The organism is Streptomyces sp. NRRL B-1140 (genome assembly GCF_001280065.1).
In the GTDB taxonomy this organism is placed as follows: domain Bacteria; phylum Actinomycetota; class Actinomycetes; order Streptomycetales; family Streptomycetaceae; genus Streptomyces.
Genome location: NZ_LGEA01000093.1, coordinates 98,608 through 121,835 on the forward strand (window position 1 = coordinate 98,608; position 23,228 = coordinate 121,835).

General features: G+C 73.2%; 21 protein-coding genes and 1 riboswitch. Of the genes, 10 read left to right on the forward strand and 11 right to left on the reverse strand.

All coding sequences use genetic code 11. The annotated features are described in order from the left end of the window. Window positions 1-14 precede the first annotated feature (14 nt). The 9 genes from cobI to ADK65_RS15705 form a co-directional block, all read right to left on the reverse strand. Entirely contained in the window at window positions 15-764 is a 750-nt protein-coding gene (gene cobI / locus ADK65_RS15665) for a precorrin-2 C(20)-methyltransferase (protein WP_053670802.1), read from the reverse strand. After that, window positions 761-2,146, reverse strand: coding sequence for a cobyrinate a,c-diamide synthase (locus ADK65_RS15670; RefSeq protein WP_053670803.1), 1,386 nt, complete (start codon window positions 2,144-2,146; stop codon window positions 761-763). The genes cobI and ADK65_RS15670 overlap by 4 nt, the downstream gene beginning before the upstream one ends. Beyond that, window positions 2,143-2,742, reverse strand: a complete 600-nt coding sequence (cobO, locus tag ADK65_RS15675) for a cob(I)yrinic acid a,c-diamide adenosyltransferase (RefSeq protein WP_053670752.1) — start codon at window positions 2,740-2,742, stop codon at window positions 2,143-2,145. The genes ADK65_RS15670 and cobO overlap by 4 nt, the downstream gene beginning before the upstream one ends. Then, window positions 2,742-4,739 carry a putative cobaltochelatase gene (locus ADK65_RS15680; RefSeq protein ID WP_053670753.1) on the reverse strand — a complete coding sequence of 666 codons (1,998 nt, stop codon included), beginning with the start codon at window positions 4,737-4,739 and terminating at the stop codon, window positions 2,742-2,744. Before ADK65_RS15680 ends, cobO begins: the two co-directional genes overlap by 1 nt. Next, window positions 4,736-8,392 carry a cobaltochelatase subunit CobN gene (gene cobN, locus ADK65_RS15685; protein ID WP_053670754.1) on the reverse strand — a complete coding sequence of 1,219 codons (3,657 nt, stop codon included), beginning with the start codon at window positions 8,390-8,392 and terminating at the stop codon, window positions 4,736-4,738. The genes ADK65_RS15680 and cobN overlap by 4 nt, the downstream gene beginning before the upstream one ends. Beyond that, window positions 8,389-9,897, reverse strand: a complete 1,509-nt coding sequence (locus ADK65_RS15690; RefSeq protein WP_053670755.1) for a cobyric acid synthase — start codon at window positions 9,895-9,897, stop codon at window positions 8,389-8,391. Before ADK65_RS15690 ends, cobN begins: the two co-directional genes overlap by 4 nt. Window position 9,898: 1 nt before the next feature. Then, window positions 9,899-10,852: a cobalamin biosynthesis protein gene (locus ADK65_RS15695; RefSeq protein ID WP_053670756.1), complete on the reverse strand. Its 954-nt coding sequence runs from the start codon at window positions 10,850-10,852 to the stop codon at window positions 9,899-9,901. 122 nt (window positions 10,853-10,974) lie between these two features. Next, window positions 10,975-11,048, reverse strand: a riboswitch (cobalamin riboswitch). Between the two features lie 181 nt (window positions 11,049-11,229). Then, on the reverse strand, window positions 11,230-11,451 hold the full coding sequence (locus ADK65_RS15700) for a hypothetical protein (protein WP_053670757.1): 222 nt from the start codon (window positions 11,449-11,451) through the stop codon (window positions 11,230-11,232). A gap of 32 nt (window positions 11,452-11,483) precedes the next feature. Beyond that, window positions 11,484-12,746, reverse strand: coding sequence for an inorganic phosphate transporter (locus tag ADK65_RS15705; protein WP_053670758.1), 1,263 nt, complete (start codon window positions 12,744-12,746; stop codon window positions 11,484-11,486). Between the two features lie 285 nt (window positions 12,747-13,031). Here ADK65_RS15705 and ADK65_RS15710 point away from each other — a divergent pair, with 285 nt between their 5' ends. The 3 genes from ADK65_RS15710 to ADK65_RS15720 all read left to right on the forward strand — a co-directional run bounded on the left by ADK65_RS15710 (window position 13,032) and on the right by ADK65_RS15720 (window position 16,697). Beyond that, window positions 13,032-13,814 carry a class II aldolase/adducin family protein gene (locus ADK65_RS15710; RefSeq protein ID WP_078955987.1) on the forward strand — a complete coding sequence of 261 codons (783 nt, stop codon included), beginning with the start codon at window positions 13,032-13,034 and terminating at the stop codon, window positions 13,812-13,814. A 100-nt stretch (window positions 13,815-13,914) separates the two neighbouring features. After that, entirely contained in the window at window positions 13,915-15,042 is a 1,128-nt protein-coding gene (locus ADK65_RS15715; protein WP_053670759.1) for an alpha/beta hydrolase family protein, read from the forward strand. Between the two features lie 254 nt (window positions 15,043-15,296). Continuing rightward, window positions 15,297-16,697 carry a hypothetical protein gene (locus ADK65_RS15720; RefSeq protein WP_199825641.1) on the forward strand — a complete coding sequence of 467 codons (1,401 nt, stop codon included), beginning with the start codon at window positions 15,297-15,299 and terminating at the stop codon, window positions 16,695-16,697. Between the two features lie 31 nt (window positions 16,698-16,728). Here ADK65_RS15720 and ADK65_RS15725 read toward each other — a convergent pair whose 3' ends face one another. Continuing rightward, the gene (locus ADK65_RS15725; RefSeq protein ID WP_053670761.1) at window positions 16,729-17,145 is read right to left on the reverse strand and encodes a VOC family protein; all 417 of its coding nucleotides are present in this window, start codon (window positions 17,143-17,145) and stop codon (window positions 16,729-16,731) included. A gap of 274 nt (window positions 17,146-17,419) precedes the next feature. Between ADK65_RS15725 and ADK65_RS15730 the strand changes: the two genes are divergently transcribed. The 3 genes from ADK65_RS15730 to ADK65_RS15740 all read left to right on the forward strand — a co-directional run bounded on the left by ADK65_RS15730 (window position 17,420) and on the right by ADK65_RS15740 (window position 20,500). Next, window positions 17,420-19,018, forward strand: coding sequence for an ABC-F family ATP-binding cassette domain-containing protein (locus tag ADK65_RS15730; RefSeq protein WP_053670762.1), 1,599 nt, complete (start codon window positions 17,420-17,422; stop codon window positions 19,016-19,018). Between the two features lie 352 nt (window positions 19,019-19,370). Next, window positions 19,371-19,589 (forward strand): helix-turn-helix domain-containing protein, encoded by a 219-nt coding sequence (locus ADK65_RS15735; RefSeq protein WP_010037790.1) that lies wholly within the window; start codon window positions 19,371-19,373, stop codon window positions 19,587-19,589. Between the two features lie 107 nt (window positions 19,590-19,696). Next, window positions 19,697-20,500, forward strand: a complete 804-nt coding sequence (locus tag ADK65_RS15740) for an enoyl-CoA hydratase/isomerase family protein (RefSeq protein ID WP_053670763.1) — start codon at window positions 19,697-19,699, stop codon at window positions 20,498-20,500. A gap of 126 nt (window positions 20,501-20,626) precedes the next feature. On the opposite strand, the gene ADK65_RS15745 is transcribed toward ADK65_RS15740, so the two are convergent. Next, window positions 20,627-21,349: a hypothetical protein gene (locus ADK65_RS15745; protein ID WP_053670764.1), complete on the reverse strand. Its 723-nt coding sequence runs from the start codon at window positions 21,347-21,349 to the stop codon at window positions 20,627-20,629. 86 nt (window positions 21,350-21,435) lie between these two features. Between ADK65_RS15745 and ADK65_RS15750 the strand changes: the two genes are divergently transcribed. The 4 genes from ADK65_RS15750 to ADK65_RS15765 are packed head-to-tail and all read left to right on the forward strand — an operon-like array spanning window position 21,436 to window position 23,225. After that, window positions 21,436-21,909 (forward strand): Asp23/Gls24 family envelope stress response protein, encoded by a 474-nt coding sequence (locus tag ADK65_RS15750; RefSeq protein WP_053670765.1) that lies wholly within the window; start codon window positions 21,436-21,438, stop codon window positions 21,907-21,909. A 46-nt stretch (window positions 21,910-21,955) separates the two neighbouring features. Continuing rightward, window positions 21,956-22,138, forward strand: coding sequence for a hypothetical protein (locus tag ADK65_RS15755; RefSeq protein ID WP_033310926.1), 183 nt, complete (start codon window positions 21,956-21,958; stop codon window positions 22,136-22,138). After that, window positions 22,135-22,518, forward strand: a complete 384-nt coding sequence (locus tag ADK65_RS15760) for a hypothetical protein (RefSeq protein WP_053670766.1) — start codon at window positions 22,135-22,137, stop codon at window positions 22,516-22,518. The genes ADK65_RS15755 and ADK65_RS15760 overlap by 4 nt, the downstream gene beginning before the upstream one ends. Next, on the forward strand, window positions 22,515-23,225 hold the full coding sequence (locus ADK65_RS15765; protein WP_053670767.1) for a DUF6286 domain-containing protein: 711 nt from the start codon (window positions 22,515-22,517) through the stop codon (window positions 23,223-23,225). Before ADK65_RS15760 ends, ADK65_RS15765 begins: the two co-directional genes overlap by 4 nt. Window positions 23,226-23,228: the final 3 nt, after the last annotated feature.

Below are 23,228 nucleotides of genomic sequence, written 5' to 3' on the forward strand. Positions count from 1 at the left end.
GGGGGACGGGCGGGTCAGAGCTTTCCGCCCCGCCCGCCCTCGCGCCGGGCGGGTGCGATGAGCGTCGACAGGTAGGGCAGGGGCGCCTCGTCGAGCTCGGCGGCCCGGCGTACGGACTCCTCCGGCAGGCCGAGCGCCGAGCCCCACACGGCGTCCCCGAGCCGCCCGGTCTCCCGCAGCGCCTCGGCGACCTCGTGCGCCTGCCGCCCGAACTTGTAGGCGACCACGGTCCCGGGCCCCGCCAGCGCGTCCTTGAGCACGGCCGACCCGGCGGTGACGGGCACAAGCGTGAGCGGCTCGGTCCCCTCGGTCAGCACGGCACCCGACCGGGCGGCGAGGTCCTGCATGGCGGTGATGCCGGGCACCGTCTCGACGACGGTCCCCGGCACGAGCTCGGCGATGGTCTGGGCGAGGTAGGTGAACGTCGAGTACACGTTGGGGTCGCCGATGGTCGCGAAGGCCACCGACGGGTGCCGCCGCAGCAGGTCGGCGACCCGCTCGCCGGCCGCGTCCCAGGCCGCCTCGCGCCGGGCCCGGTCGCTGCGCTCGTTCAGCGCGAACACGACCCGGACGACCTTCTCCTCGGGCACGTAGTGCAGCACGGTCGCCTCGGCCCTGCCACGCTCCCCGCCGTCCTTCCCGTCGGGCGCGGCCATCACGGGCACCACCACGACCTCGGCTTCCCGCAGGGCGTTGACGCCCTTGACGGTCACCAGTTCCGGATCCCCGGGCCCGACCCCGACCCCGATCAGCCTGCTGCTCATGACGTCCGGCACCTCTCCACGAACCGACGGGCGACACCGGGCTCGGACGCCCAGTGCGTGTGCAGATAACTCGCGTGCACACCGCGCTGTACAAAACCTTCGAGCCGCGGCCGGGGATTGCGGACTCCCCAGGCGGGCTGCGCCCCCGAGCCGGGCTCCACGACGGTCCGGTGGAACTCGTGCCCCCGCATCCGCGTCCCGGCCGCCGCGAGCACGCTGTCGTCCACGGCCACGGCGTCCCGGTAGCCCAGCGTGAGCCGCTCGGTCATCCGTGCCGAGGCGTCCAGCACCCCGCACATCGGCAGCCCGTCCAGCTCCCGGCACAGATACAGCAGCCCGGCACACTCGGCGGCCACGGGAGCGCCGCTCGCCGCCAGCTCCGCAACGGCCTTGCGCAGGGGTTGGTTGGCGGACAGCTCGGCGGCGTACACCTCGGGGAACCCGCCCCCGATCACCAACCCGGCGGTCCCCTCGGGCAGTTCCTCGTCCCGCAGGGGGTCGAAGGTGACGACCTCGGCCCCGGCGGCGGCGAGCAGTTCGGTGTGTTCGGCGTAGGAGAAGGTGAAGGCGGCCCCACCGGCGACGGCGACAACGGGCGCACGCTGCTGATCCGCTTCATCCGGCCGTGTCGGGTGGTGGGTGGGCGAGGCGGGGGTCCAAGGGGCGGAGCCCCCTGGCACGGCACCGGCTGCACGTGCCAGCGCCTCCAGCGCCTCCAGGTCACACCCGTCCAAGACCTGCGCAGCCATCGCGGCAACCGCCTCGACCGCCGCTTCCTGCCGTTCGGCGACAGGAACAAGCCCGAGATGCCGTGACGGCGTAGCCACCTGGGCAGCCCGCCGCAACACCCCCAGCACCGGCACCCCCGCCTGCTCCAACGCCTCCCGCAGCAACTCCTCGTGCCGGTCGGAGGCGACCTTGTTCAGGATCACGCCTCCGACCCGCACCTCCGGGTCCCAGGAAGCGAACCCGTGCACCAGCGCCGCCACCGACCGGGACTGCGACGACGCGTCCACGACCAGCACCACCGGCGCCCCGAGCAGCTTCGCGACATGAGCGGTGGACGCGAGTTCCCCCTCGCCCGCGGCCCCGTCGTACAGCCCCATCACACCCTCGACGACGGCGATGTCACACCCTCGCGCCCCGTGCAGGAACAGCGGCCCGACCAGCTCGGGCCCGCACAGGTAGGCGTCGAGGTTCCGTCCCACCCGCCCGGTCGCGAGCGCGTGGTACCCGGGGTCGATGTAGTCCGGTCCGACCTTGTGCGGGGACACGGCGAGCCCCCGCGCGGCGAACGCGGCCATCAACCCCGTGGCAACGGTGGTCTTGCCGCTGCCCGAGGAGGGCGCGGCGACGACCAGCCGTGGGACGGAAGCACTCACCACTCGATGCCCCTCTGGCCCTTCTGGCCCGCGTCCATGGGGTGCTTGACCTTCGACATGTCGGTCACGAGGTCGGCGAAGTCCACGAGCTTCCCGGGCGCGTTCCGCCCGGTGATGACGACGTGCTGGGTCCCGGGCCGGTCCCGCAGCACGGAGATCACCTCGTCCGTGTCGACCCAGCCCCAGTGCATCGGGTAGGCGAACTCGTCGAGCACGTACAGCTTGTACGTCTCGGCAGCCAGGTCCCGCTTGACCTGCTCCCAGCCCTCCCGGGCCTTCTCCTCGTTGTCCATCTGCTGATCGCGCTGCACCCACGACCAGCCCTCGCCCATCTTGTGCCAGTCGACGGACCCGCCCTCGCCTGAGGCGCCCAGCACCCGCAGCGCGTTCTCCTCGCCGACTTTCCACTTCGCCGACTTGACGAACTGGAACACCCCGATCGGCCAGCCCTGGTTCCAGGCCCGCAGCGCGAGACCGAAGGCGGCGGTGGACTTGCCCTTGCCGACGCCCGTGTGGACGACGACCAGCGGCCGGTTCCGGCGCTGCCGGGTCGTCAGTCCGTCGTCCGGCACCACACTCGGCTGTCCCTGCGGCATTACGCGGCCCTCCTCTGCACGTCCTTCACGAGCCCGGCGATGCTGTCCGCACGCAGCTCGTCCAATGTCACGGCGGTACCGCCCAGTTCACCCGCGAGCTGCCCGGCGAGCCCGAGCCGCACCGGCCCCGACTCGCAGTCCACGACGACCGAGGCGAGACCGTCGGCCGCGAACAGCCGCGCCGCACGCCCGGCCAGGGCGACCGGCTCGGGGCCCCCGGTGGCGCGCCCGTCCGTGACCAGCACGACCAGCGGCCGCCGCGCCGGATCGCGCAGCCGTTCCACGCGCAGCACGTCGTGCGCCCGCAGCAGTCCCGCCGCGAGCGGCGTACGCCCGCCGGTCGGCAGCGTCTCCAGCCGGGCCGCCGCCGCGTCCACCGACGAGGTCGGCGGCAGCGCCACCTCCGCGTCCGTGCCGCGGAAGGTCACCAGACCCACCTTGTCGCGCCGCTGGTAGGCGTCCAGCAGCAGCGACAGCACGGCGCCCTTCACGGCGCTCATGCGCTGCCGTGCCGCCATCGACCCGGAGGCGTCCACGACGAACAGCACGAGATTGCCCTCGCGCCCCTCGCGGGTGGCCTGCCGCAGATCGTCCCGGCGCACCACCAGGCCCGGCCCGGACCGGCCGCGGGCCCGCTGGTGCGGTGCCGCCGCCTGCACGGTCGCCGCCAGGTGCAGCCTGGTGAGCGCGCCCCGCGGCCGCCGGGCCCCGGTCGTCCGGCCGTGCTCGGTCCGCGCCCGCGAACGCCGCCCGGCGGCACCTTCGCCGATCCCGGGCACGCTCAGCACCTTGGTGCGGAACGGCTCCGACGCCCGTACGGCCGACTGCTCGCCGGCGCCCGACGGCTGCGGCTGACCGCCCTCGCCGGCCTCGGGCCGGGCCGCGGTGTCGCCGTCGCCCTGGGGCGCGTCGTCGGGTTCCGGCTGTCCGCCGCCCCCGCCGGGCCCGTCCGGGCCGGGGTCCGGATCCGGATCGTCGTCGTCCGAGCCGCCGAACTCCTCCAGGGTCTCGTCGAGCTTGTCCTCGTCAAGCCCCGGCGCGTCGAAGGGGTTGCGCCGCCGCCGGTGCGGCAGCGCGAGCAGCGCCGCCTGCCGGACGTCCTCCGCGAGTACGTCCGTGCGCCCGGCCCAGGCGGCCAGCGCGGTGGCGGTCCGCGCCATCACGATGTCGGCGCGCATGCCGTCCACCTCGAACGCCGCGCAGGTCGCCGCGATCTGCCGCAGCGCCCCGTCGCCCAGCCGCACGGACGGCAGCAGCTCCCGCGCGGCGACGATCCGCGCCCGTACGTCGGCCTCGTCGTCGGCCCAGCGCGCGGCGAAGGCGGCCGGGTCGTCGTCGTAGGCCAGTCGCCGCTTGACGACCTCCACCCGCTGGTCCGGCTCCCGCGAGGCCGCGACCTCGACGGTCAGCCCGAACCGGTCGAGCAACTGCGGCCGCAGCTCGCCCTCCTCGGGGTTCATGGTGCCCACCAGCAGGAAACGGGCGGCGTGCCGTACGGAGACGCCCTCGCGCTCGACGTACGAGGCGCCCATCGCGGCCGCGTCCAGCAGCAGGTCGACCAGATGGTCGTGGAGGAGGTTGACCTCGTCGACGTAGAGGATCCCGCGGTGCGCGTCGGCCAGCAGGCCCGGCTCGAAGGCCTTCACGCCCTCCGACAGGGCCCGCTCGATGTCCAGCGCGCCCACGAGCCGGTCCTCGGAGGCGCCGACGGGCAGTTCGACCATGCGGGCGGGCCGCTCGGCACCGCCGCCGGTCTCGTGGGGCCCGTCCGGGCACCCCGGGTCGGGGGAGGCGGGGTCGCACGAGAAACGGCAGCCGGGGACGACCGGCACCTCGGGCAGCAGCGCCGACAGCGCACGCACCGCCGTCGACTTGGCCGTGCCCTTCTCGCCGCGCACCAGCACACCGCCGACCGCCGGGGACACCGCGTTCAGCAGCAGCGCGAGCCGCAGGTCGTCCTGACCGACGACGGCCGTGAACGGAAAGGGGGTGGTCACTTGTCGTCGCCCTCCAAGTCGCCTTCGAGTTCCAGATAGGTCGCGCGCAGGCGCTCCAGCGTCTCCGCGTCCGGCTCGGCCCACAGTCCGCGGTCGGCGGCCTCCAGCAGCCGCTCGGTGATGCCGCGCAGCGCCCAGGGGTTGGACTTCTTCATGAAGTCCCGGTTCTCCGGGTCGAAGACGTACTCGGCGCTGAGCTTCTCGTACATCCAGTCGTCCACGACCCCGGCCGTGGCGTCGTACCCGAACAGGTAGTCCACGGTCGCCGCCATCTCGAAGGCGCCCTTGTAGCCGTGCCGCCGCATGGCCGCCATCCAGCGCGGGTTGACCACCCGGGCCCGGAACACACGGTGCGTCTCCTCGCCGAGCGTGCGGGTCTTCACCTGGTCGGGGGTGGCCGAGTCGCCGACGTACGCCTCGGGGCTCTCGCCCGTGAGGTGCCGCACCATGGCGACCATGCCGCCGTGGTACTGGAAGTAGTCGTCGGCGTCGACCAGGTCGTGCTCACGGGTGTCGACGTTCTTCGCGGCGACGGCGATCCGCTTGAACGCCGTCTCCATGTCCCCGCGCGCGGCCCGCCCGTCGAGCCCCCGCCCGTAGGCGTAGCCGCCCCACACCGCGTACACCTCGGCGAGGTCCGCGTCGGAGCGCCAGTTGCGGGCGTCGATCAGCGGCAGCAGACCCGCCCCGTACGCCCCCGGCTTGGAGCCGAAGATGCGGGCCGTGGCCCGGCGGCGGTCGCCGTGCTCGGCCGTGTCCTGGTCGGCGTGGGCCCGGACGTAGTTGGACTCGGCCGGCTCGTCCAGCTCGGCCACCGTGCGCACCGCGTCGTCGATCAGCCCCACGACGTGCGGGAACGCGTCCCGGAAGAAGCCCGAGATGCGGACCGTGACGTCGATGCGCGGCCGGCCGAGCTCCGCCAGCGGGACCACCTCGAACCCGGTCACACGCCGCGAGGCGTCGTCCCACACCGGTCGGCAGCCCAGCAGCGCCAGGATCTCGGCGATGTCGTCGCCCTGGGTGCGCATCGCCGAGGTGCCCCACACCGTCAGGCCGACGGACGTCGGGTACTCGCCGGTGTCCTGCAGATACCGCTGCACCAGCGAGTCCGCGAGCGACTGCCCGACCTCCCAGCTCAGCCGGGACGGAATGGCCTTGGGGTCGACGGAGTAGAAGTTGCGGCCCGTCGGCAGGACGTTGACCAGCCCGCGGGTCGGCGAACCGGAGGGCCCTGCCGGGACGTAACCGCCCCTCAGCGCCCGCAGGATGTGCCCGATCTCATCGGTGGTCTTCTCCAGCCGGGGCACGACCTCGGTGCAGGCGAACTCCAGCACGGCGACCGCGTCGGGGAGTTCGGTGCCGAGGACCTCCCGGACCAGCGGCGCGCTCTCGGCAACCGCCCAGCCGCGCTCCTCCATGCCCTCGGCGATCCGCCGGCACAGCTGCTCCAGCAGGTCGATCGCGTCGGCGGCGCTGCGGGCCGGGCCGTCCACCAGGTCCGTCAGCTCCACCGGCACCTTCACCGGAGCGCCCGGCTCGGCCAGCAGCTCCTTCTCCACCAGCCCGAAGTGCCGCGCCAGCGACGCCCTCAGGCCCGGCAGCGCGTTGGCCTGACCGCCCCACACCTGCGAGGCGCGCAGCACGGCCAGCACCAGGTTGACGCGCGGCTCACCGACCGGACCGCCGCCCAGGATGTGCAGTCCGTCGCGGATCTGCACGTCCTTGATCTCGCACAGATAGCCGTCGATGTGCATGACGAACTCGTCGAACTCCGCGTCGTCCGGCTGCTCGTCGACGTGCAGGTCGTGGTGGAGCTCGGCCGCCTTGACCAGCGTCCAGATCTGGGCGCGCACGGTCGGGGCCTTCGCCGGGTCCAGGTCGGAGACGAGGGCGTACTCGTCGAGGAGCTGCTCCAGCTTGGCCAGGTCGCCATAGGTGTCGGCGCGGGCCATCGGCGGCACGAGGTGGTCGACGACCGTGGCGTGCCCGCGCCGTTTGGCCTGGGTGCCCTCGCCCGGGTCGTTGACGATGAACGGGTAGATCAGCGGCAGGTCCCCGAGGACCGCGTCCGGGGCGCAGCCCCCGCTGAGCCCGAGGCCCTTGCCGGGCAGCCACTCCATGGTGCCGTGCTTGCCCATGTGCACGATGGCGTCGGCGCCGAAACTGTTCTCCAGCCACCTGTAGGCCGCCATGTAGTGGTGGGACGGCGGCATGTCCGGGTCGTGGTAGATCGCGATCGGGTTCTCGCCGAAGCCGCGCGGCGGCTGGATCATCACGACGACGTTCCCGAACTGCAGGGACGCCAGCACGATGTCGTCGCCGTCGACGTAGAGACTGCCCGGCGGCTCGCCCCACGCCTCGGTCATGGCGTCCTTCAGCTCCGGGTCGAGCTTCTCGAACCACGCCCGGTAGTCCGCCAGCGGCACCCGCGCGGGCGCGGCGGCCAGCTGCTCCTCCGTCAGCCACTCCACGTCGTGCCCACCGGCGTTGATGAGCCGGTGGATCAGCTCGTCACCCTCGTCCGGATGCCCCTCGACGACGTACCCGGCGTCCCGCAGCGCGTCCAGCACCCGCACCGCCGACGCCGGGGTGTCCAGCCCGACCGCGTTGCCGACCCGCGAGTGCTTGGTCGGGTAGGCGGTGAAGACCAGCGCCAGCTTCTTCTCGGCGTTCTCCTTGTGCCGCAACCGCGCGTGCCGTACGGCGATGCCGGCGACGCGCCCCGCACGCTCCGGGTCGGCGACGTAGACGGGCACGTCGTCGGGGCCCTGCTCCTTGAAGGAGAACGGCACGGTGATCAGCCGCCCGTCGAACTCCGGGATGGCCACCTGCATCGCGGCGTCCATGGGGGACAGGGCGGCGTCCGAGTCGGCCCAGGCCTGCCGCGAGGACGTCAGGCACAGGCCCTGCAGCACGGGGATGTCCAGCTCGGCGAGCGCGCCGATGTCCCAGGCCTCCTCGTCGCCGCCCGCCGACGCCTGCGAGGCGTGGGTGCCGCCCGCGGCGAGGACGGTGGCGACCAGGGTGTCCGCCTGCCCGAGGATCTCGTACAGGCCCGCGTCCGCACCGCGCAACGAACCGCAGTACACGGGCAGCGCGTTGGCGCCGCGCGCCTCGATGGCGTCGCACAGGGTGTCGACGAAGGCGGTGTTGCCGCTCAGTTCGTGCGCCCGGTAGAAGAGCACGCCGACGGTCGGCCGGCCCTCCACACGGGCGCGCTCGCCGTGGACGCCGTACTCGGGCATCTTCCGCGGCTCGTCGAACCCCTCGCCCGTCAGCAGCACGGTGTCCGAGAGGAAGCGGGCGAGCTCGGTGAGGTTGTCCGGCCCGCCCTCCACGAGGTACCGCAGCGCCTCCGCGACGACACCGGCCGGGACGGACGACTCGGCCATCAGCTCCGCGTCCGGCACGGTCTCACCGCCGAGCAGCACGGTCGGGATGCCGGAGGCCTTCAGCGCGGCGAGTCCGTCCTCCCAGGCCCGCTTGCCGCCGAGCAGCCGGACCACGGCGACGGACGCCCCGTCCAGCAGGGCCGGCAGCTCCTCCCGGACGTCCACGCGGGTCGGGTTGCCGATCCGGTAGTCGGCACCGGAGGCGGCCCGGGCCGCCAGCAGGTCCGTGTCGGCGGTCGACAACAACAACACAGTGCTCATGCGGGTGCTCCCGGTGGAATGAAGGGCAGTCCTTGCGGCGCGCCGGACTCGATGAGCCGCCACAGCGCGTCGGTGTCCGCGTGCTGTTCGATCAGGTCGCCGAGCCGGTCGAGCTGCTCCTCGCGCAGCGCGGCGAACGAGGTGTCCGGCGCGGGCACGAAGCGGCGGCCCGCGGCGGCCGCCACCTCGCGCAGGAAGGCCCGCCGGAAGCCGTCCGACTCCAGCGAACCGTGCCAGTGCGTGCCCCAGGTCTGGCCGACCCGGCAGCCGTCCAGGAAGGGTTGTCCGCCGACGACGTCGGCGACCCCGTGGTGGATCTCGTAGCCCTCGACGTGTTCCCCGAGGGCCTCGCCGGCCGGTCTGGTGAGGGTCTTCTCGCGGGCGAACCGCACCCGCACGGGCAGGATCCCGAGCCCGTCGACGTGCCCCCTGCGGCTCTCCACGTCGTCCTCGATGTGCTCGCCGAGGATCTGGAAGCCGCCGCAGATACCGAGCACGGGCCGCTGTTCGGCGGCCCTGCGGACCAGGGCGTCGGCGAGCCCGCGCTCCCGCAGCCAGTCCAGCGCGCGGACCGTGCCGCGGGTGCCGGGCACGACGACGAGGTCGGCGTCGGCCAGTTCCTCCGGCCGGTCCACGAACCGCACCACGACGCCCGGTTCGGCGGCCAGCGCGTCCACGTCGGTGAAGTTGGACATCAGCGGCACGGCGCAGACCGCGACGCGCAGCACGTCCTCGCCGACCGGCGGCGCGACGACGGACTCCCGCACCGCCCCCCGCAGGGAGACCCTGAGGCCGTCCTCCTCGTCGATCCCGAGCCCGTGCCGGAACGGCAGCACGCCGTACGTCTTGCGCCCCGTGAGGCCGTGCAGCATGTCCAGACCCGGCTCCAGCAGGGAGACGTCCCCGCGGAACTTGTTGACGAGGAACCCGGCTACACAGGCCTGGTCCTCGGGCGACAGCAGCGCCACCGTCCCGAAGAACGAGGCGAACACCCCTCCCCGGTCGATGTCGCCGACGACGAGCACGGGCAGCCCGGCGTTCCGGGCGATCCCCATGTTCACGATGTCCGTCCGCCGCAGATTGATCTCGGCGGGAGAACCGGCACCCTCACAGATCACCGCGTCATACGTGCCCCGCAACTGCTCCAGACAGTCCAGCACCGTCCCGAGCAGCCGCTGCTGCCGGCCACCGTGGTAGCCACGCGCGCTCATCTCCCCGACCGGCTTGCCCAGCAGCACGACCTGGCTGCTCTGCTCGCCACCGGGCTTGAGCAGCACCGGGTTCATCAGCGCGGTCGGCTCGATGCGGCAGGCCTGCGCCTGCATGGCCTGCGCCCGGCCGATCTCGGCCCCCTCCGTCGTCACGAAGGAGTTCAGGGACATGTTCTGCGCCTTGAAGGGCGCGACCTTGACGCCTTGGCGCACCAGCCACCGGCAGATCCCGGCGGTCACGACGCTCTTGCCGGCGTCGGAGGTGGTACCGGCGACGAGAAGCCCACCGCTCATGTCATGTCCCCCTGTTCGATGACCGGGCGCTCATCAGCAACCGCAGACCGGCGCACGCTCCGAGCGCGAGCCAGGTGACGCGCTTCGACAGCCGCACGGCCCGTTCGACGTCGTGCGTGCCGACGGCACGCCCTTGCGTGTTCAGCACGGGCCGGTGCTCCACCCGCCCGCCGTAGGAGAGGGTCCCGCCGAGCCGCACCCCGAGCGCCCCCGCGAACGAGGCCTCCACGGGCCCGGCGTTGGGACTCGGATGCTTCGCCGCGTCGGTCCGCCAGGCCCGCACGGCCCCCCGCGGGTCCGGCCCGGCCAGGGTGGCGAGCACTGCGGTCAGCCGCGCTCCCGGCCACCCCGCGAGGTCGTCCAGCCGCGCGGAGGCCCATCCGTAGCGGCGGTAACGGGCCGACTTGTGCCCGACCATGGCGTCCAGGGTGTTGACGGCCCGGAAGCCGAGCAGCCCCGGCACTCCGCCGACGGCCCCCCACACCAGCGCCCCCACCACCGCGTCGGAGGTGTTCTCGGCGACGGACTCGACCACGGCCCGGGCCATGCCGTCGGCGCCGAGGGCCTGCGGGTCCCGGCCGCACAGGTGCGGCAGCCGTGCCCGGGCCGCTTCGACGTCCCCGGCCTCCAGGGCACGCCCGATGGTCCGCGCCTCCCGGGCGAGTGAAGTCCCCCCGACGACGGCCCAGGTGGCGGCTCCGGTCAGGGCGACGGAGGCGACGGGGGAGGTCCGCACGGCACGCGCGGCGACGGATCCGAGGGCGACGGCCCCTCCGGCACACACGGCGGTGTGCAGCGCGCCCCACCCGCGGTGGTCCCGCCACAGCACCCGTTCCACGGCACCCGCGGCCCGTCCGAACGCGGCGACCGGATGCCCCCGGCGAGGATCACCGAGCAGCAGGTCACCGATCAGACCGGCGGCGGCGCCGTACGCGAAGACGCGACCGGCACCCATGGGCTCAGCCGGCCTTGGGGGCGGGCAGGGGTGGGGTGTTGAACCTCGATCGGCAGCCGCGCATGGCGATGTGTGTCCTCACTCAGGGTGTCCACGCCCTGGTTCGACGAGACCGGCGGTGAGAGTTCCTGGCTCCCGGGGATCGCTACCCCGGTGACAGTGGCGGGACCGCGCCGGACTCGCACCGGCTTCCTCTCCTGCCGCCGTACTGGCCCCGGCAGTCCACCACGGCCGGGAACCGCCGTCAACTTGCCGTTGACCTGCGCGGGGAGAGTGTGGAGAACCCCACATCGCCCCCGCCCTCACATGACGACCGGGCGGCACGGGACCGAAGTCCCGTACCGCCCGGCGGACACGACGTGCGATCGGTCGGGCCGTCAGGCCACGATCAGATAGATCCCGTACCCCACGGCCGCCGCACACGCCGCGAAGCACGCGTACGCGCCGGTGACGGCGAGGCTCGCGGACCCGCCCTGCGCCACCGCCCGCTCGCGGCGCGACAGGCCGGTGATGCCGAGGGTGAACAGGCCGACGAGGGCCACGGTGACCACAAGGCTGACGCCGAAGACGGAGCCGAGGGCCGCCCAGTCGATCTTCATCTCAGTAACTCTTCCCTGTAACCGGTGGCGGGTCAGACCGTGGTGGTCGTGGTCGGCGTGCGCTCGGCGGTGGCCTGCGACGGGAACGAGGGGACCGGGTCCTCCGGCGCCGTGGCCGCACCTCCCGCCGGCGGCGGTGTCACCGCGGCGATCGCCGTGGTCACCACACCGGCAGGCTCCGCCTCCACGGTGTCCTCGGTGTCGTTGACGTTGGTGTGGTCGACGACCTCACGCCGCGAGAGCTTCCAGATCGCCGCGCTGGAGGCGACGAGGAAGACGGCCACCACGGCGGTGCCCCAGCTGCCGAAGCCGGTGACGTACTCGGCGAGAGCGCCCACCAGGGCCGCCGCCGGCAGCGTCAGACCCCACGCGACGAACATCCGCGTCGCGGTGGACCAGCGGACCACGCCGCCCTTGCGGCCGAGCCCGGCACCCATCACCGAACCGGACACGGAGTGCGTCGTGGAGAGGGAGAAACCGAGGTGCGAGGAGGCCAGGATGACGGTGGCCGCGGAGGTCTGGGCGGCGAAGCCCTGCTGCGGCTGGAGGTCGGTCAGTCCCTTGCCCATGGTGCGGATGATGCGCCAGCCGCCCAGGTAGGTGCCGAGCGCGATGGCGAGACCCGCCGAGAGGATGACCCACATGGGCGGGTCCGAGTCGGGCGCGACGGCGCCGCCGGCGACCAGGGCGAGGGTGATGACACCCATGGTCTTCTGCGCGTCGTTGGTGCCGTGGGCCAGCGAGACCAGGCCCGCGGAGGCGATCTGGCCGGCCCGGTAGCCCTTCTTGGACGCCTTGTCCTCGGCCTTGCTGCCGAGGGCGTAGGTCAGCCGCGTGGCGAGCATCGCCGCGATGCCCGCGACCAGCGGGGCGGCGATCGCCGGGATCAGCACCTTGGTGACCAGCACGTCCCCGTGGACCGCGCCGACGCCCGCCGAGGCGATCGTGGCGCCGATCAGACCGCCCATGAGGGCGTGGGAGGAGCTGGAGGGCAGACCCACCAGCCAGGTCAGCAGGTTCCAGAGGATCGCGCCGACCAGGGCGGCGAAGATGACCTCGGGACGGATGCCGGCCTCGTCGACGAGGCCTTTGGAGATCGTGTTGGCGACTTCGACGGACAGGAAGGCGCCGACCAGGTTGAGGACCGCGGACATGGCCACCGCAACCTTGGGCTTCATGGCGCCCGTGGAAATGGTGGTGGCCATCGCGTTCGCGGTGTCGTGGAAACCGTTCGTGAAATCGAACGCGAGTGCGGTTACCACCACAATCGCGAGGATCAGCGAGAAGCTTTCCATTTACCCAGGCAATCGTTCGAGGTTGTTGGCTCGATGAACGTAGGGAACCTGGGTGAACGGAAGATGAACTGGGAGGGGCGCAGGGGTGACCGCAACAGGGGGCCGGCATTCCGCCCCGTACCGGCCCTCCTGGGCCCGGGGGCCGGCTACCGGGGGCGAGCCACTTCACCCCTTCGGGTGACCCGTCGAAGAGGCACCGGTCACCCGCCGGGGGCGCCGCCGTCGTTGTGTACGAAATACCCCGCTTCCGCGGCGCACCGAGGCGCCGCCTGGCAGGATCGCGGCATGGCTGAGCAGCGGGGCGACGAGCGGAGCACGGCGGACGTGCGGGGGAGCACGGGGGTGCGGGGGAGCGCACAGGGGCTGGGGCGCGCCGAGGGACTGGGGAGCGTGGGTCCGGGGGAGTCACGCCGCGGGGCCGCGCGACCCGAGGAGGCCCGCGCCTGGGACGACCTCGTCACGACGGCCCGCCGGACGGTCTCCGACGGACTCGTCGTCGGCACGTCCGGCAACGTCTCGGTGCGCGTCGGGGACACCGTCCTGGTCACGCCGTCCGGCGTCCCCTACGACCGGCTGACGCCCGACGACGTGACCGGCGTCGACCTCGACGGCCGGCAGGTCCTCGGCACCCTCGTCCCGACCAGCGAGCTGCCCATGCACCTCGCCGTCTATCGCACGACCGGCGCACTGGCCGTCGTGCACACCCACGCCGTGCACGCGACGGCCGTCTCGACGCTCGTGACCGAGCTCCCGCTGATCCACTACATGGCCGCCGCGCTCGGCGGCCCCGTCCGGGTCGCCCCGTACGCCCCCTACGGCAGCGACGAGTTGGCCGAGAACACGCTCCGGGCCCTCTCCGGCCGCTCCGGGTGCCTCCTCCAGAACCATGGCACCCTCACCCACGGAAGCACCCTCGCCCAGGCGTACGACCGCACCGCCCAGCTGGAGTGGATGTGCCGCCTGTGGCTCACCGCCTCCTCGGTGCCCGGACTGACCCCGAGCCTGCTGTCCCGGGAGCAGCTGACGGAGGTGGAGGAGCGCCTGCGCGGCTACGGCCAGCGCGGCTGAGCCGTCCCCACGCCCCGGTCCGCTCCGGCACCCGGCCGCGGAGCTCACCCCCGGCTCCCTCCCACTGGTCGCCCGCGCCGTCCGCCGGGACACTGGAGCCGTGCGCACTGCCAAAGCGACGGCCGCTGCCGTCACCGCCGTGATCGGGGCCGGTGCCGCCGCGGTGGCCGCCGGCCGGCTCGCCAGCGACGCCGCGCTCAAGGCGCCCCCCGGCAGGCCCCTGCCCACCGAACCCCGGCTCACCGTGCACGGCACCGCCGCCGGGCAGATCCGCCTCACCCGGGACCTCGCCGCCCTGCGCCCCGGCCGTTACGGCCTCTCCGGCGACGGCTCCCATGCCGTCGTCGGCCCCGTCCTGACCGGCGTCCAGCACCCCGCCGACACCGTCGTGCGCCGCCTGGAGAGCGTCACGCACGGCACGCTGAGGTCCGGGGACAAGGTGTGGCTCACGCCGAACGTGCATGTCGGCGACCCCGGCACGGCCCTCGGACTCGAACACGCCGACGTCGACGTCCCCGGCGAACTCGGCGCCCTGCCCGCGTGGTTCGTGCCGGGCAAGCGGACCACCTGGGTGATCGCCGTGCACGGCCTGGGCACCACCCGGGAACTGGCCCTGAACGTCATGGGGTTCCTGCACCGCAGCCACTTCCCGGTGCTCGCCCTGGCCTACCGCGGCGATCTGGGCGCGCCGCGCCCGCCCGACGGCCTGAACCACCTCGGCCAGAACGAGTGGCGCGACGTCGACGCGGCGATCCGCCACGCCGTGCGCCACGGGGCCCGGCAGGTCGTCCTGCACGGCTGGTCCACCGGCGCCACCATGGCCCTGCACGCCGCAGCGCACTCGGAGCTGCGCGACCGTGTCAGCGGGCTCGTCCTGGACTCCCCGGTGCTCAGCTGGGAGACCACCCTGCGCGCCCTCGCCTCGGCCCGCCGCACCCCGGGCCCGCTGCTGCCCCTCGCGGTCCGCGCCGCCCAGGGCCGCACCGGTCTGAGCGGCGACCGCGCCGCGGGCACGGCCCCGGCCGACGGGCTGCGCGTCCCGGCGCTCGTCCTCCACGGGCCGGGTGACACCGTGGCCCCCTGGCAGCCGTCGCGCCGGCTCGCCGCCGCCCGCCCCGACCTGGTCGCCCTGCGCACCGTCGCCGACGCTCCGCACGGCGCCATGTGGAACGCCGACCCGGACGGCTACGAGGAGGCGCTGCGGCGCTTCCTGACGCCCCTGGTGTGACGCCTCCGGGGCGCCCGCCGCCGCGCCTCGTCCGGCGGACTTGCGTGCACCCTGCGTTCAGCCCCCCTTCGCCCTCTCGCAACCACATGTCCTCCCGCTCCTCGCGGACCGGTCGCCACGATTCCGTTTAGCGTCGTACCACTGGCCGGTTCCCGGCCCTCGACCACTCCCGGGAGCCGGTGCGTTGGCCATCCCCGTCGCCCGCCGTGACATTCCGTTTGGGTTTTCGGACCGTCAACCGGAAGACTGCCCCCGTGACGTCCCGTATCCCGCGCGACTCCAGGCTTCGACTCGTCCGCCCGCGACCCCTGGCCGCCGCCCCTCCAGCGATGAACCAGCGGCGCTCGCGCCGCCCCGCGCCGCGCCCCCCGGAGGGCACCCCGGCACCGGCGGAGCTGGCCAGAATGGCTCGCTCAGGCCTTGCCGGCGCGGCCCGCGTCGCCCGCTGGGCGGACGCCGCGCTCGGCCCCGGCCGGGACAGCGCCACCGACGACGGCAAAGCCACCCTCTCCGACGCGACCGCCGAACGGGCCGCCCGCGATCTGGGCCTGACCGCGGCTCAGGTCAGAGCCGACTGGGACACAGCGCGTCTCGCCGGCCTCGTCGAGGTGCACGGCGACAGCGCCCGCCCCGGGTGGCGGCTGCGCGCCTGGAACCGCGACGACAGTGCCGTGCTGCGCGGCTGGGTCGCGCTCTTCGACGCCTGGTCGCTCGCCCACCCCGAGCCGGCCCGGCACGAGCCCGCCGCCGTCGCCGAGGTCGTCTCGGCCATGCCGCAGGCGCTCTCCTTCCTCCAGCTGTCCGCCGGGCCCGTCCCCGTGGAGCAGCTCCTGGACCTGCTGGAGCAGCGGGTCACCGAGCTGCGGACCGCCCGCTGCGAGATCCCCTACGGCCCCCAGCCCGAGCCGCAGGCCGAACCGGAGCACACCGACGCCCCGCTCGCCCCGCTGCTCGACTGGGCCCTGCGCGCCCTCGCCTCCGTCGGCGCCCTCACCTACGGCGACGGCCAGGCCACCCTCACCCCGCTCGGCAGCTGGGCCGTCTGGGTCAAACTGGAGCAGATCTGCGTCGCCGCGCAGAGCCCCGCCGGGAACATCGAGCAGGCCGCCGAGGACATGCTCCGCGGCTGCGCCCAGCTGCGCCCGAACGCGGCGCGCGCCGAGTACCGCGCCTGGCTCGCCGCCCGCCCGGTCGGCAGCGCCGTCACCGAACTCCTCGATGCCGCCCGCGGTGAGGACGCCCTGCTGCGCGGCCTCGCCTTCGAGGCGCTGCGCGTGGTCGGCGCCCCCGCCGAGCCGGACGTCCGCGGCGCGCTGGACGAGCCCACGCTCAGGCCGTACGCGCTGCTGTGGCTGGCCGAGCACGACGGCGCCGACCCCGAGGACGCCCACGAGGTCCTCACCCGCGAGGAGGCCACATGGCTGTGGGTGGACACCGCCGCCGCCGTCGCCGACCACGGTGAGGCGCCGCTGCTGGTGCGCCACCTGGAGTCGGCGGTGCAGCCGACCGTGCCGAGGCTCCTGGACGAGGTACGCGCCGTGGGGCACCCGCGCACCGTGCAGGTGCTGGTCGCCCTCGCCGCCGCACACCCCGACCCGGCCCTGGCCAAGGCGGTCCGCCGGGCCGCCTTCCAGGTGCACACCGGCGGCGGCTAGAGGAGCCGGGGCAGCGGGAGGCAGCGGGACGTCAGCCCGTCGTGATCTCCGGCGCGTACGTCCCGAAGCTCCACACATTGCCCTCGAGGTCGCGGGCCATGTAGTCCCGCGAACCGTAGTCCTGGTCCGTCGGGGGCATCAGCACCTCCACGCCGTGCTCCACGGCGTGGCGGTGATGCCCGTCGACGTCGTCCACCACCACGTACACCCCCGTGGTGCCCGCGTTCTTCATCGCCGTGTCGAACAGGCCGCCCCGGCCCTTGCTGCCGACCATCACCGCGCCGTGGCCCTGCGCCAGCTCGGCGTGCAGCACCGAGCCGTCCTCGCCCTCGTACACCGACAGCTCCGTGAAGCCGAAGGCCTCCGTGAGCTGCCGGATCGCCGCCTTGGCGTCCGCGTACAACAGCGTCGGGTAGACGCTGGGACGCCCGCCGGACGTGCCTGCCATGGCGATCACCTCCTCGTGTCTCGCGGGGCTCTCGCCCTCAGTGTTCCACCGGCCCCCGGCGACGGCCCCGCGTCCGGCCGCCGGTGATCGAACACCCGCACACAGAAAAAGTGGTTGCACGCCCCCGTTAGACTGTCCCCCATGGCCATTCTCCTCGCGCATTAGACGGCGGGAACGCCCGCCCGTCGCCCGCCACCGCCCTTCCAACGGCGCGCTACGTGCGGCACCCCCTGATTCGTCCATCCCGCCCCCGTATCCGCCCTGGAGTCTGTCCGTGATCTCCGCCTCCGGTATCGAGCTGCGTGCCGGTGCCCGCGTCCTCATCGAAAACGCCTCGTTCCGCATCGCCAAAGGCGACCGCATCGGCCTGGTCGGCCGCAACGGCGCGGGGAAGACCACCCTCACCAAGTGCCTGGCGGGCGAGGGCATGCCCGCCGGCGGCAGCATCACCCGCTCCGGCGAGGTCGGCTACCTCCCGCAGGACCCCCGCACCGGCGACCTCGACGTCCTGGCCCGCGACCGCATCCTCTCCGCGCGCGGCCTGGACGTCCTGATCCGCAAGATGCGCGACAACGAGCAGCGCATCGCCAACGGCCAGGGCGCCACCCGGGAGAAGGCGCTCAAGCAGTACGAGCGCCAGGAGACGGAGTTCCTCACCAAGGGCGGGTACGCCGCCGAGGCCGAGGCCGCCACCATCGCCGCCGCGCTGAACCTGCCCGACCGGGTGCTGAGCCAGCCCCTGCACACCCTCTCCGGTGGTCAGCGCCGCCGTATCGAGCTGGCCCGCATCCTGTTCTCCGACGCGGACACCCTGCTGCTCGACGAGCCCACCAACCACCTCGACGCCGACTCGATCGTCTGGCTGCGCGACTACCTGAAGACCTACCGCGGCGGCTTCATCGTCATCTCCCACGACGTCGACCTCGTCGAGACGGTCGTCAACAAGGTGTTCTACCTGGACGCCAACCGCGCCCAGATCGACATCTACAACATGGGCTGGAGGCTGTACCAGCAGCAGCGCGAGGCCGACGAGAAGCGCCGCAAGCGCGAGCGGCAGAACGCCGAGAAGAAGGCCTCCGCGCTGCATTCGCAGGCCGACAAGATGCGGGCCAAGGCCACCAAGACCGTCGCCGCGCAGAACATGGCCCGCCGGGCGGACAAGCTGTTGGCCGGCCTGGAGGCCGAGCGGAAGTCCGACAAGGTCGCCAAGCTGCGCTTCCCCGAGCCCTCCCCGTGCGGCAAGACCCCGCTGATGGCCGAGGGCCTGTCGAAGTCCTACGGATCGCTGGAGATCTTCACCGACGTCGATCTGGCCATCGACAAGGGCTCGCGCGTCGTCATCCTCGGCCTCAACGGCGCCGGCAAGACCACCCTGCTCCGCCTCCTGGGCGGGGCGGAGGAGCCCGACACCGGCAAGGTCATCCAGGGCCACGGCCTCAAGCTCGGCTACTACGCCCAGGAGCACGAGACCCTCGACCCCGAGCGCACGGTCCTGGAGAACATGCGCTCGGCCGCCCCCGACCTGGACCTGGTCGAGGTCCGCAAGACGCTCGGCTCGTTCCTGTTCTCCGGCGACGACGTCGACAAGCCGGCCGGGGTGCTCTCCGGCGGCGAGAAGACGCGTCTCGCGCTGGCCACCCTCGTGGTGTCGTCGGCCAACGTGCTGCTCCTCGACGAGCCGACCAACAACCTCGACCCGGCCAGCCGCGAGGAGATCCTCGGCGCGCTGCGCACCTACAAGGGCGCGGTCGTCCTGGTCACGCACGACGAGGGCGCGGTCGAGGCGCTCCAGCCGGAACGGATCATCCTGCTGCCGGACGGTGTCGAGGACCTGTGGGGCGCCGACTACGCGGATCTCGTCGCCCTGGCCTGAGCGGCAGCGGCGCTTGATCGAATGCGTGATCAACGGCGTATGGATCATTCGGCCCAACGGTGATCCATCATCTGTGTGAGATCTCCTCGTACCGAGGTGTGTCCTACATCGATTTCGCGGCCGAGCCCCCGATTCTTCCGGGCTCGACCGCGCCGCCTTTCTGACCTGGCCTTTTCCTCCACCATCCGTTCGGCCGTACGGACAGCACTCATCGGAATTCCGCATTCCGCATGTGGGGAGGTGCTCCCGTCGTCACAACCTTGTCTCACGGACCTTGCCGAATGGGTGGCCAGGAAGGCCCGGAGGGGTGATCATGAGGAGACCAGAGCGCACTTCCCATGAGGAGGCACGGGTGGCCGAGACTCTGAAGAAGGGCAGCCGGGTGACCGGCGCCGCGCGCGACAAGCTCGCGGCAGACCTGAAGAAGAAGTACGACGCCGGTGCGAGCATCCGGGCGTTGGCCGAGGAAACCGGCCGCTCGTATGGCTTTGTGCACCGCATGCTCAGTGAGTCGGGCGTCACGCTGCGAGGGCGTGGCGGGGCGACCCGGGGCAAAAAGGCCACGGCCTGACCCCGGGTGGCCCCTCGGCTTCGATGGTGGCCACCCGGTCGGTCGACTGATCGGCCGGGTGGTTACTGTGCAGTCACTTAGCTGACCGCACACATCGGAGGCGTTCCATGGCTTCGCCCGACAAGGACCTCGTTCCCGTACTCGACAAGGACGGCGTACGGCTCACCGTCGACGACGCGATCGCCACGGTGACGCTGACCAACCCGGACAAGCGCAACGCGCAGAGCCCCGCTCTGTGGCGGGCATTGACCGAGGCCGGGCGGCAGTTGCCGGGCTCCGTCCGCGTCGTGGTGCTGCGGGCCGAGGGCAAGTCCTTCTCGGCCGGACTCGACCGACAGGCGTTCACGCCCGAGGGCTTCGACGGCGAACCGTCGTTCATCGACCTCGCACGCGGCGCCGACGCCGAGTTGGACGCGACCATCGCCGAATACCAGGAGGCGTTCACCTGGTGGCGGCGCAGCGACATCGTCTCCGTCGCCGCTGTCCAGGGACATGCCATCGGGGCGGGCTTCCAGCTCGCCCTCGCCTGCGACCTGCGCGTCGTCGCCGACGACGTGCAGTTCGCCATGCGCGAGACCAGCCTCGGACTCGTGCCCGACCTGACGGGCACGCACCCGCTGGTGGGACTCGTCGGATACGCCCGCGCGCTGGAGATCTGCGTGACCGGGCGCTTCGTCACGGCCGAGGAGGCCGTGAACACCGGTCTGGCCAGCCTTGCCGTGCCCGCCGGCCAGCTGGACGACACGGTCCGCGACCTCGTCTCGGCCGTGCTCGCCGCGCCCCGCGACGCGGTCATCGAGACCAAGGCCCTGCTGCGCGGCGCCCAGGACCGCACCTTCGAGGAGCAGCGCGCGGCCGAGCGCCAGTCCCAGGCCCGCAGGCTGCGGGACCTCGCGGGCATCGAGGACTGAGCCCGCCGAACGCGACCCGAGCCGCCGCCTTGGCGCCCGCGAGGCGCCACGGCGGGGCCTGAAACGCGGTCGGCCGAATCGCGCTCGCATCGGCGCGGCACGGCCGGGTGGGAGCCTGAAACGCGGTCAGCCGATCGCGCTCACCACGACCGCCACCGTCGGGTGATCCGACAGCGTCCGCCTGACCATCGTCCGGACCTCGCGGGCCACGTCCCGGGTCCGCCGGTCCGAGCCCACCGCCAACTCCAGCCGCACATGGCGGTGGGGCAGCGCTGCACCCTCGGGGAACAGCAGCTCGATGTGCACCGGGTGGCCCAGCGTGCCGGTCAGATGGAGCACACCCGGGACGCCGAGCGCGGCGGCGGCCGCCCGGGCCTCGTCGGAGCCCTTGGCCTGCGCGGCGACCGGCAGTTCGGGAGAGCCCGGGGTGCGCTCCGCAGGCCCCTCCTCGCCCTCGTCCAGCAGCCCCGTCACCCGCAGGTCCACCTCGGTCACCGTCAGGCCCAGCCGCTGTTCCGCCGCGGTCGCCAGCGTCTCCCGCAGCAGGGTCGCCGTCGCCGGCAGGGGCTGCGAGGCCGTCGCGCCGAACTCCGCCGTCACCCGCATCGGCCCGGGCGGCAGCGCACTCGGCGGAGCCGGTACGGCCGGCTCGGCGGTGTCCGCCGTGTCGGCGACCGCGATCCGGAGCATGCCGAGGCGCACACCCGGCGCGTCCCACGCCGCACGCCTCAGCACCTCCTCCGCGGCCCGCTCCGCGATCCACGCGCCGTCGCGCGCGTCACCCAACGGCAGAAGCCTGCCGATTCCCAGCTGATGTCTCACTACCTGCGCCCATCGGTCGGCCGTCATTACACCAGCCTGCCGCATCAGAGGCGCGCTCCCGCGTAACCGTGCTTACGGTGGTCCAAGGACGACGACCGAAGGGACGTACGGCGATGACTGACACGACCGAGACCCGGGGCGGGGAGTCCGACACGCCGGCGGCACGCAGGAGCCCGCTGGTCAAGCGCGAGGGGGGAGACCCGGGCTCCCGGGGCCGGACGACCATCGCGGACGGCGTCGTGGAGAAGATCGCCGGGCTGGCCGCACGTGACGTCGACGGCGTGCACGCCATGGGCAGCGGCATGTCCCGGACCTTCGGTGCCGTGCGCGACCGGGTGCCCGGCGGCGCCAAGTCGGTGACGCGCGGGGTGAAGGCCGAGGTCGGTGAGGTACAGGCCGCCCTCGACCTGGAGATCGTCGTGGAGTACGGCGTGTCGATCGCCGACGTGGCGCGGGGCGTACGGGAGAACGTCATCACCGCCGTCGAGCGGATGACCGGCCTCGAAGTCGTCGAGGTCAACATCGCGGTGAGCGATGTGAAGCTGCCGGACGAGGAGGAAGAGGAACCGGAGCGCCGGATCCAGTGAGGCACGGGCCATCGGACAACACAGCGGCTGAGGAGCTGAGGAGCGCATGAGCATGGCCGTGGTCGGCATGATCGCCGGCATGGCGCTGGCCTTCGCCGGATATTTCGGCGGATTCGGTGCCTTCGTGCTGGTGGCGGCGCTGGGCGCCGTCGGCTTCGTCGTCGGCCGGTTCCTGGACGGGGACATGGACTTCGGCGACTTCTTCCGTGTCCGTGAACGGCGGCGGTGACGCCCGTGAGTACGGGGGCCGGTGAGCTCGACAGACCCCTGAGCGTCGTCCCGCCGGGCGAGCGCGGCGGAACGCGGATCGCCGACCGGGTCGTCGCGAAGATCGCCTCGCAGGCGGCACGCGAGGCCGTCGGCACCCTGCCGCCCGGCGCCGGCCGGCCCTCCGCGTCCGTCGTCGTCCACCACGACGTCGCCCACGTCCGGGTCCACGTGGAACTCGACTACCCCAGCGACATCGGCGCCCGCTGCCGCACGGTGCGCCGCCATGTGGTCGAGCGGGTGGGAGACCTGGTGGGCATGCAGGTGCCGGAGGTCGTCGTCCAGGTGGAGCGGCTGCACCTGGCCGCCGGGTCCGGCGGGGCACAGGGGAGGACGCGATGAGCGAACCCCAGGGCGCACAGCCGCCCGAGGGCACCACACAGCGCCTGCCCGTCCTCGACGAGCACGGGACGAACGGGCAGGAGACGAGGAAAGGCGACGGACCCGACCGGTCCGACGCCTCGGACGCCCACGAGCCACCGCCCGGATCCGGGGCCGACGGCGGCCGCGAGGGCCGCTTCTGGTCGGCGCGCCGCGTCCCCGCGAGCATCGTCGCCCTGCTGCTCGTGGGTCTGACCGGGCTCTTCCTCTACGACATCGTCTCCGTGCGCGCCGGCCGGCCCGGCATGTACTGGCGACGGGAACTGGCGGAGCAACTCGCCGAACGGCCCCTCGACGACACCTGGGTGCTCGTCGGCGCCGGGGTCGCCGCCGTCCTGGGTCTCTGGCTGCTGATCCTGGCGGCCACACCCGGCCTGCGGGACGTCCTCCCGATGCGGCGCACCCACACCGAGGTCCGTGCCGGACTGCACCGGGACGCCGCCGCCACCGCGCTGCGGGACCGGGCCATGGAGGTGGCCGGCGTGCAGTCGGCACGGGTACGGGTCCGCCGGCGGCGGGCCGACGTGCGCGCCACGGCCCACTTCCGGGAAGTGGACGACGTGAAGACCGATCTGGACGGCGTGCTCGCCGACGCGGTCGGGGGACTGGGGCTGTCCCGGCCGCCCGCGCTGTCGGTGCGCGTCCGGCGGCCCGGCCGGAAGGGGTGAGCG

Bases quoted from the DNA above. Each gene is read 5' to 3' on its own strand.
- cobI (WP_053670802.1), bottom strand. From the start codon at position 764: ATGAGCAGCAGGCTGATCGGGGTCGGGGTCGGGCCCGGGGATCCGGAA.
- cobO (WP_053670752.1), bottom strand. From the start codon at position 2,742: ATGCCGCAGGGACAGCCGAGTGTGGTGCCGGACGACGGACTGACGACC.
- cobN (WP_053670754.1), bottom strand. From the start codon at position 8,392: ATGAGCACTGTGTTGTTGTTGTCGACCGCCGACACGGACCTGCTGGCG.
- ADK65_RS15690 (WP_053670755.1), bottom strand. From the start codon at position 9,897: ATGAGCGGTGGGCTTCTCGTCGCCGGTACCACCTCCGACGCCGGCAAG.
- ADK65_RS15695 (WP_053670756.1), bottom strand. From the start codon at position 10,852: ATGGGTGCCGGTCGCGTCTTCGCGTACGGCGCCGCCGCCGGTCTGATC.
- ADK65_RS15700 (WP_053670757.1), bottom strand. From the start codon at position 11,451: ATGAAGATCGACTGGGCGGCCCTCGGCTCCGTCTTCGGCGTCAGCCTT.
- ADK65_RS15705 (WP_053670758.1), bottom strand. From the start codon at position 12,746: ATGGAAAGCTTCTCGCTGATCCTCGCGATTGTGGTGGTAACCGCACTC.
- ADK65_RS15710 (WP_078955987.1), top strand. From the start codon at position 13,032: ATGGCTGAGCAGCGGGGCGACGAGCGGAGCACGGCGGACGTGCGGGGG.
- ADK65_RS15725 (WP_053670761.1), bottom strand. From the start codon at position 17,145: ATGGCAGGCACGTCCGGCGGGCGTCCCAGCGTCTACCCGACGCTGTTG.
- ADK65_RS15740 (WP_053670763.1), top strand. From the start codon at position 19,697: ATGGCTTCGCCCGACAAGGACCTCGTTCCCGTACTCGACAAGGACGGC.
- ADK65_RS15745 (WP_053670764.1), bottom strand. From the start codon at position 21,349: ATGACGGCCGACCGATGGGCGCAGGTAGTGAGACATCAGCTGGGAATC.
- ADK65_RS15750 (WP_053670765.1), top strand. From the start codon at position 21,436: ATGACTGACACGACCGAGACCCGGGGCGGGGAGTCCGACACGCCGGCG.
- ADK65_RS15755 (WP_033310926.1), top strand. From the start codon at position 21,956: ATGAGCATGGCCGTGGTCGGCATGATCGCCGGCATGGCGCTGGCCTTC.
- ADK65_RS15765 (WP_053670767.1), top strand. From the start codon at position 22,515: ATGAGCGAACCCCAGGGCGCACAGCCGCCCGAGGGCACCACACAGCGC.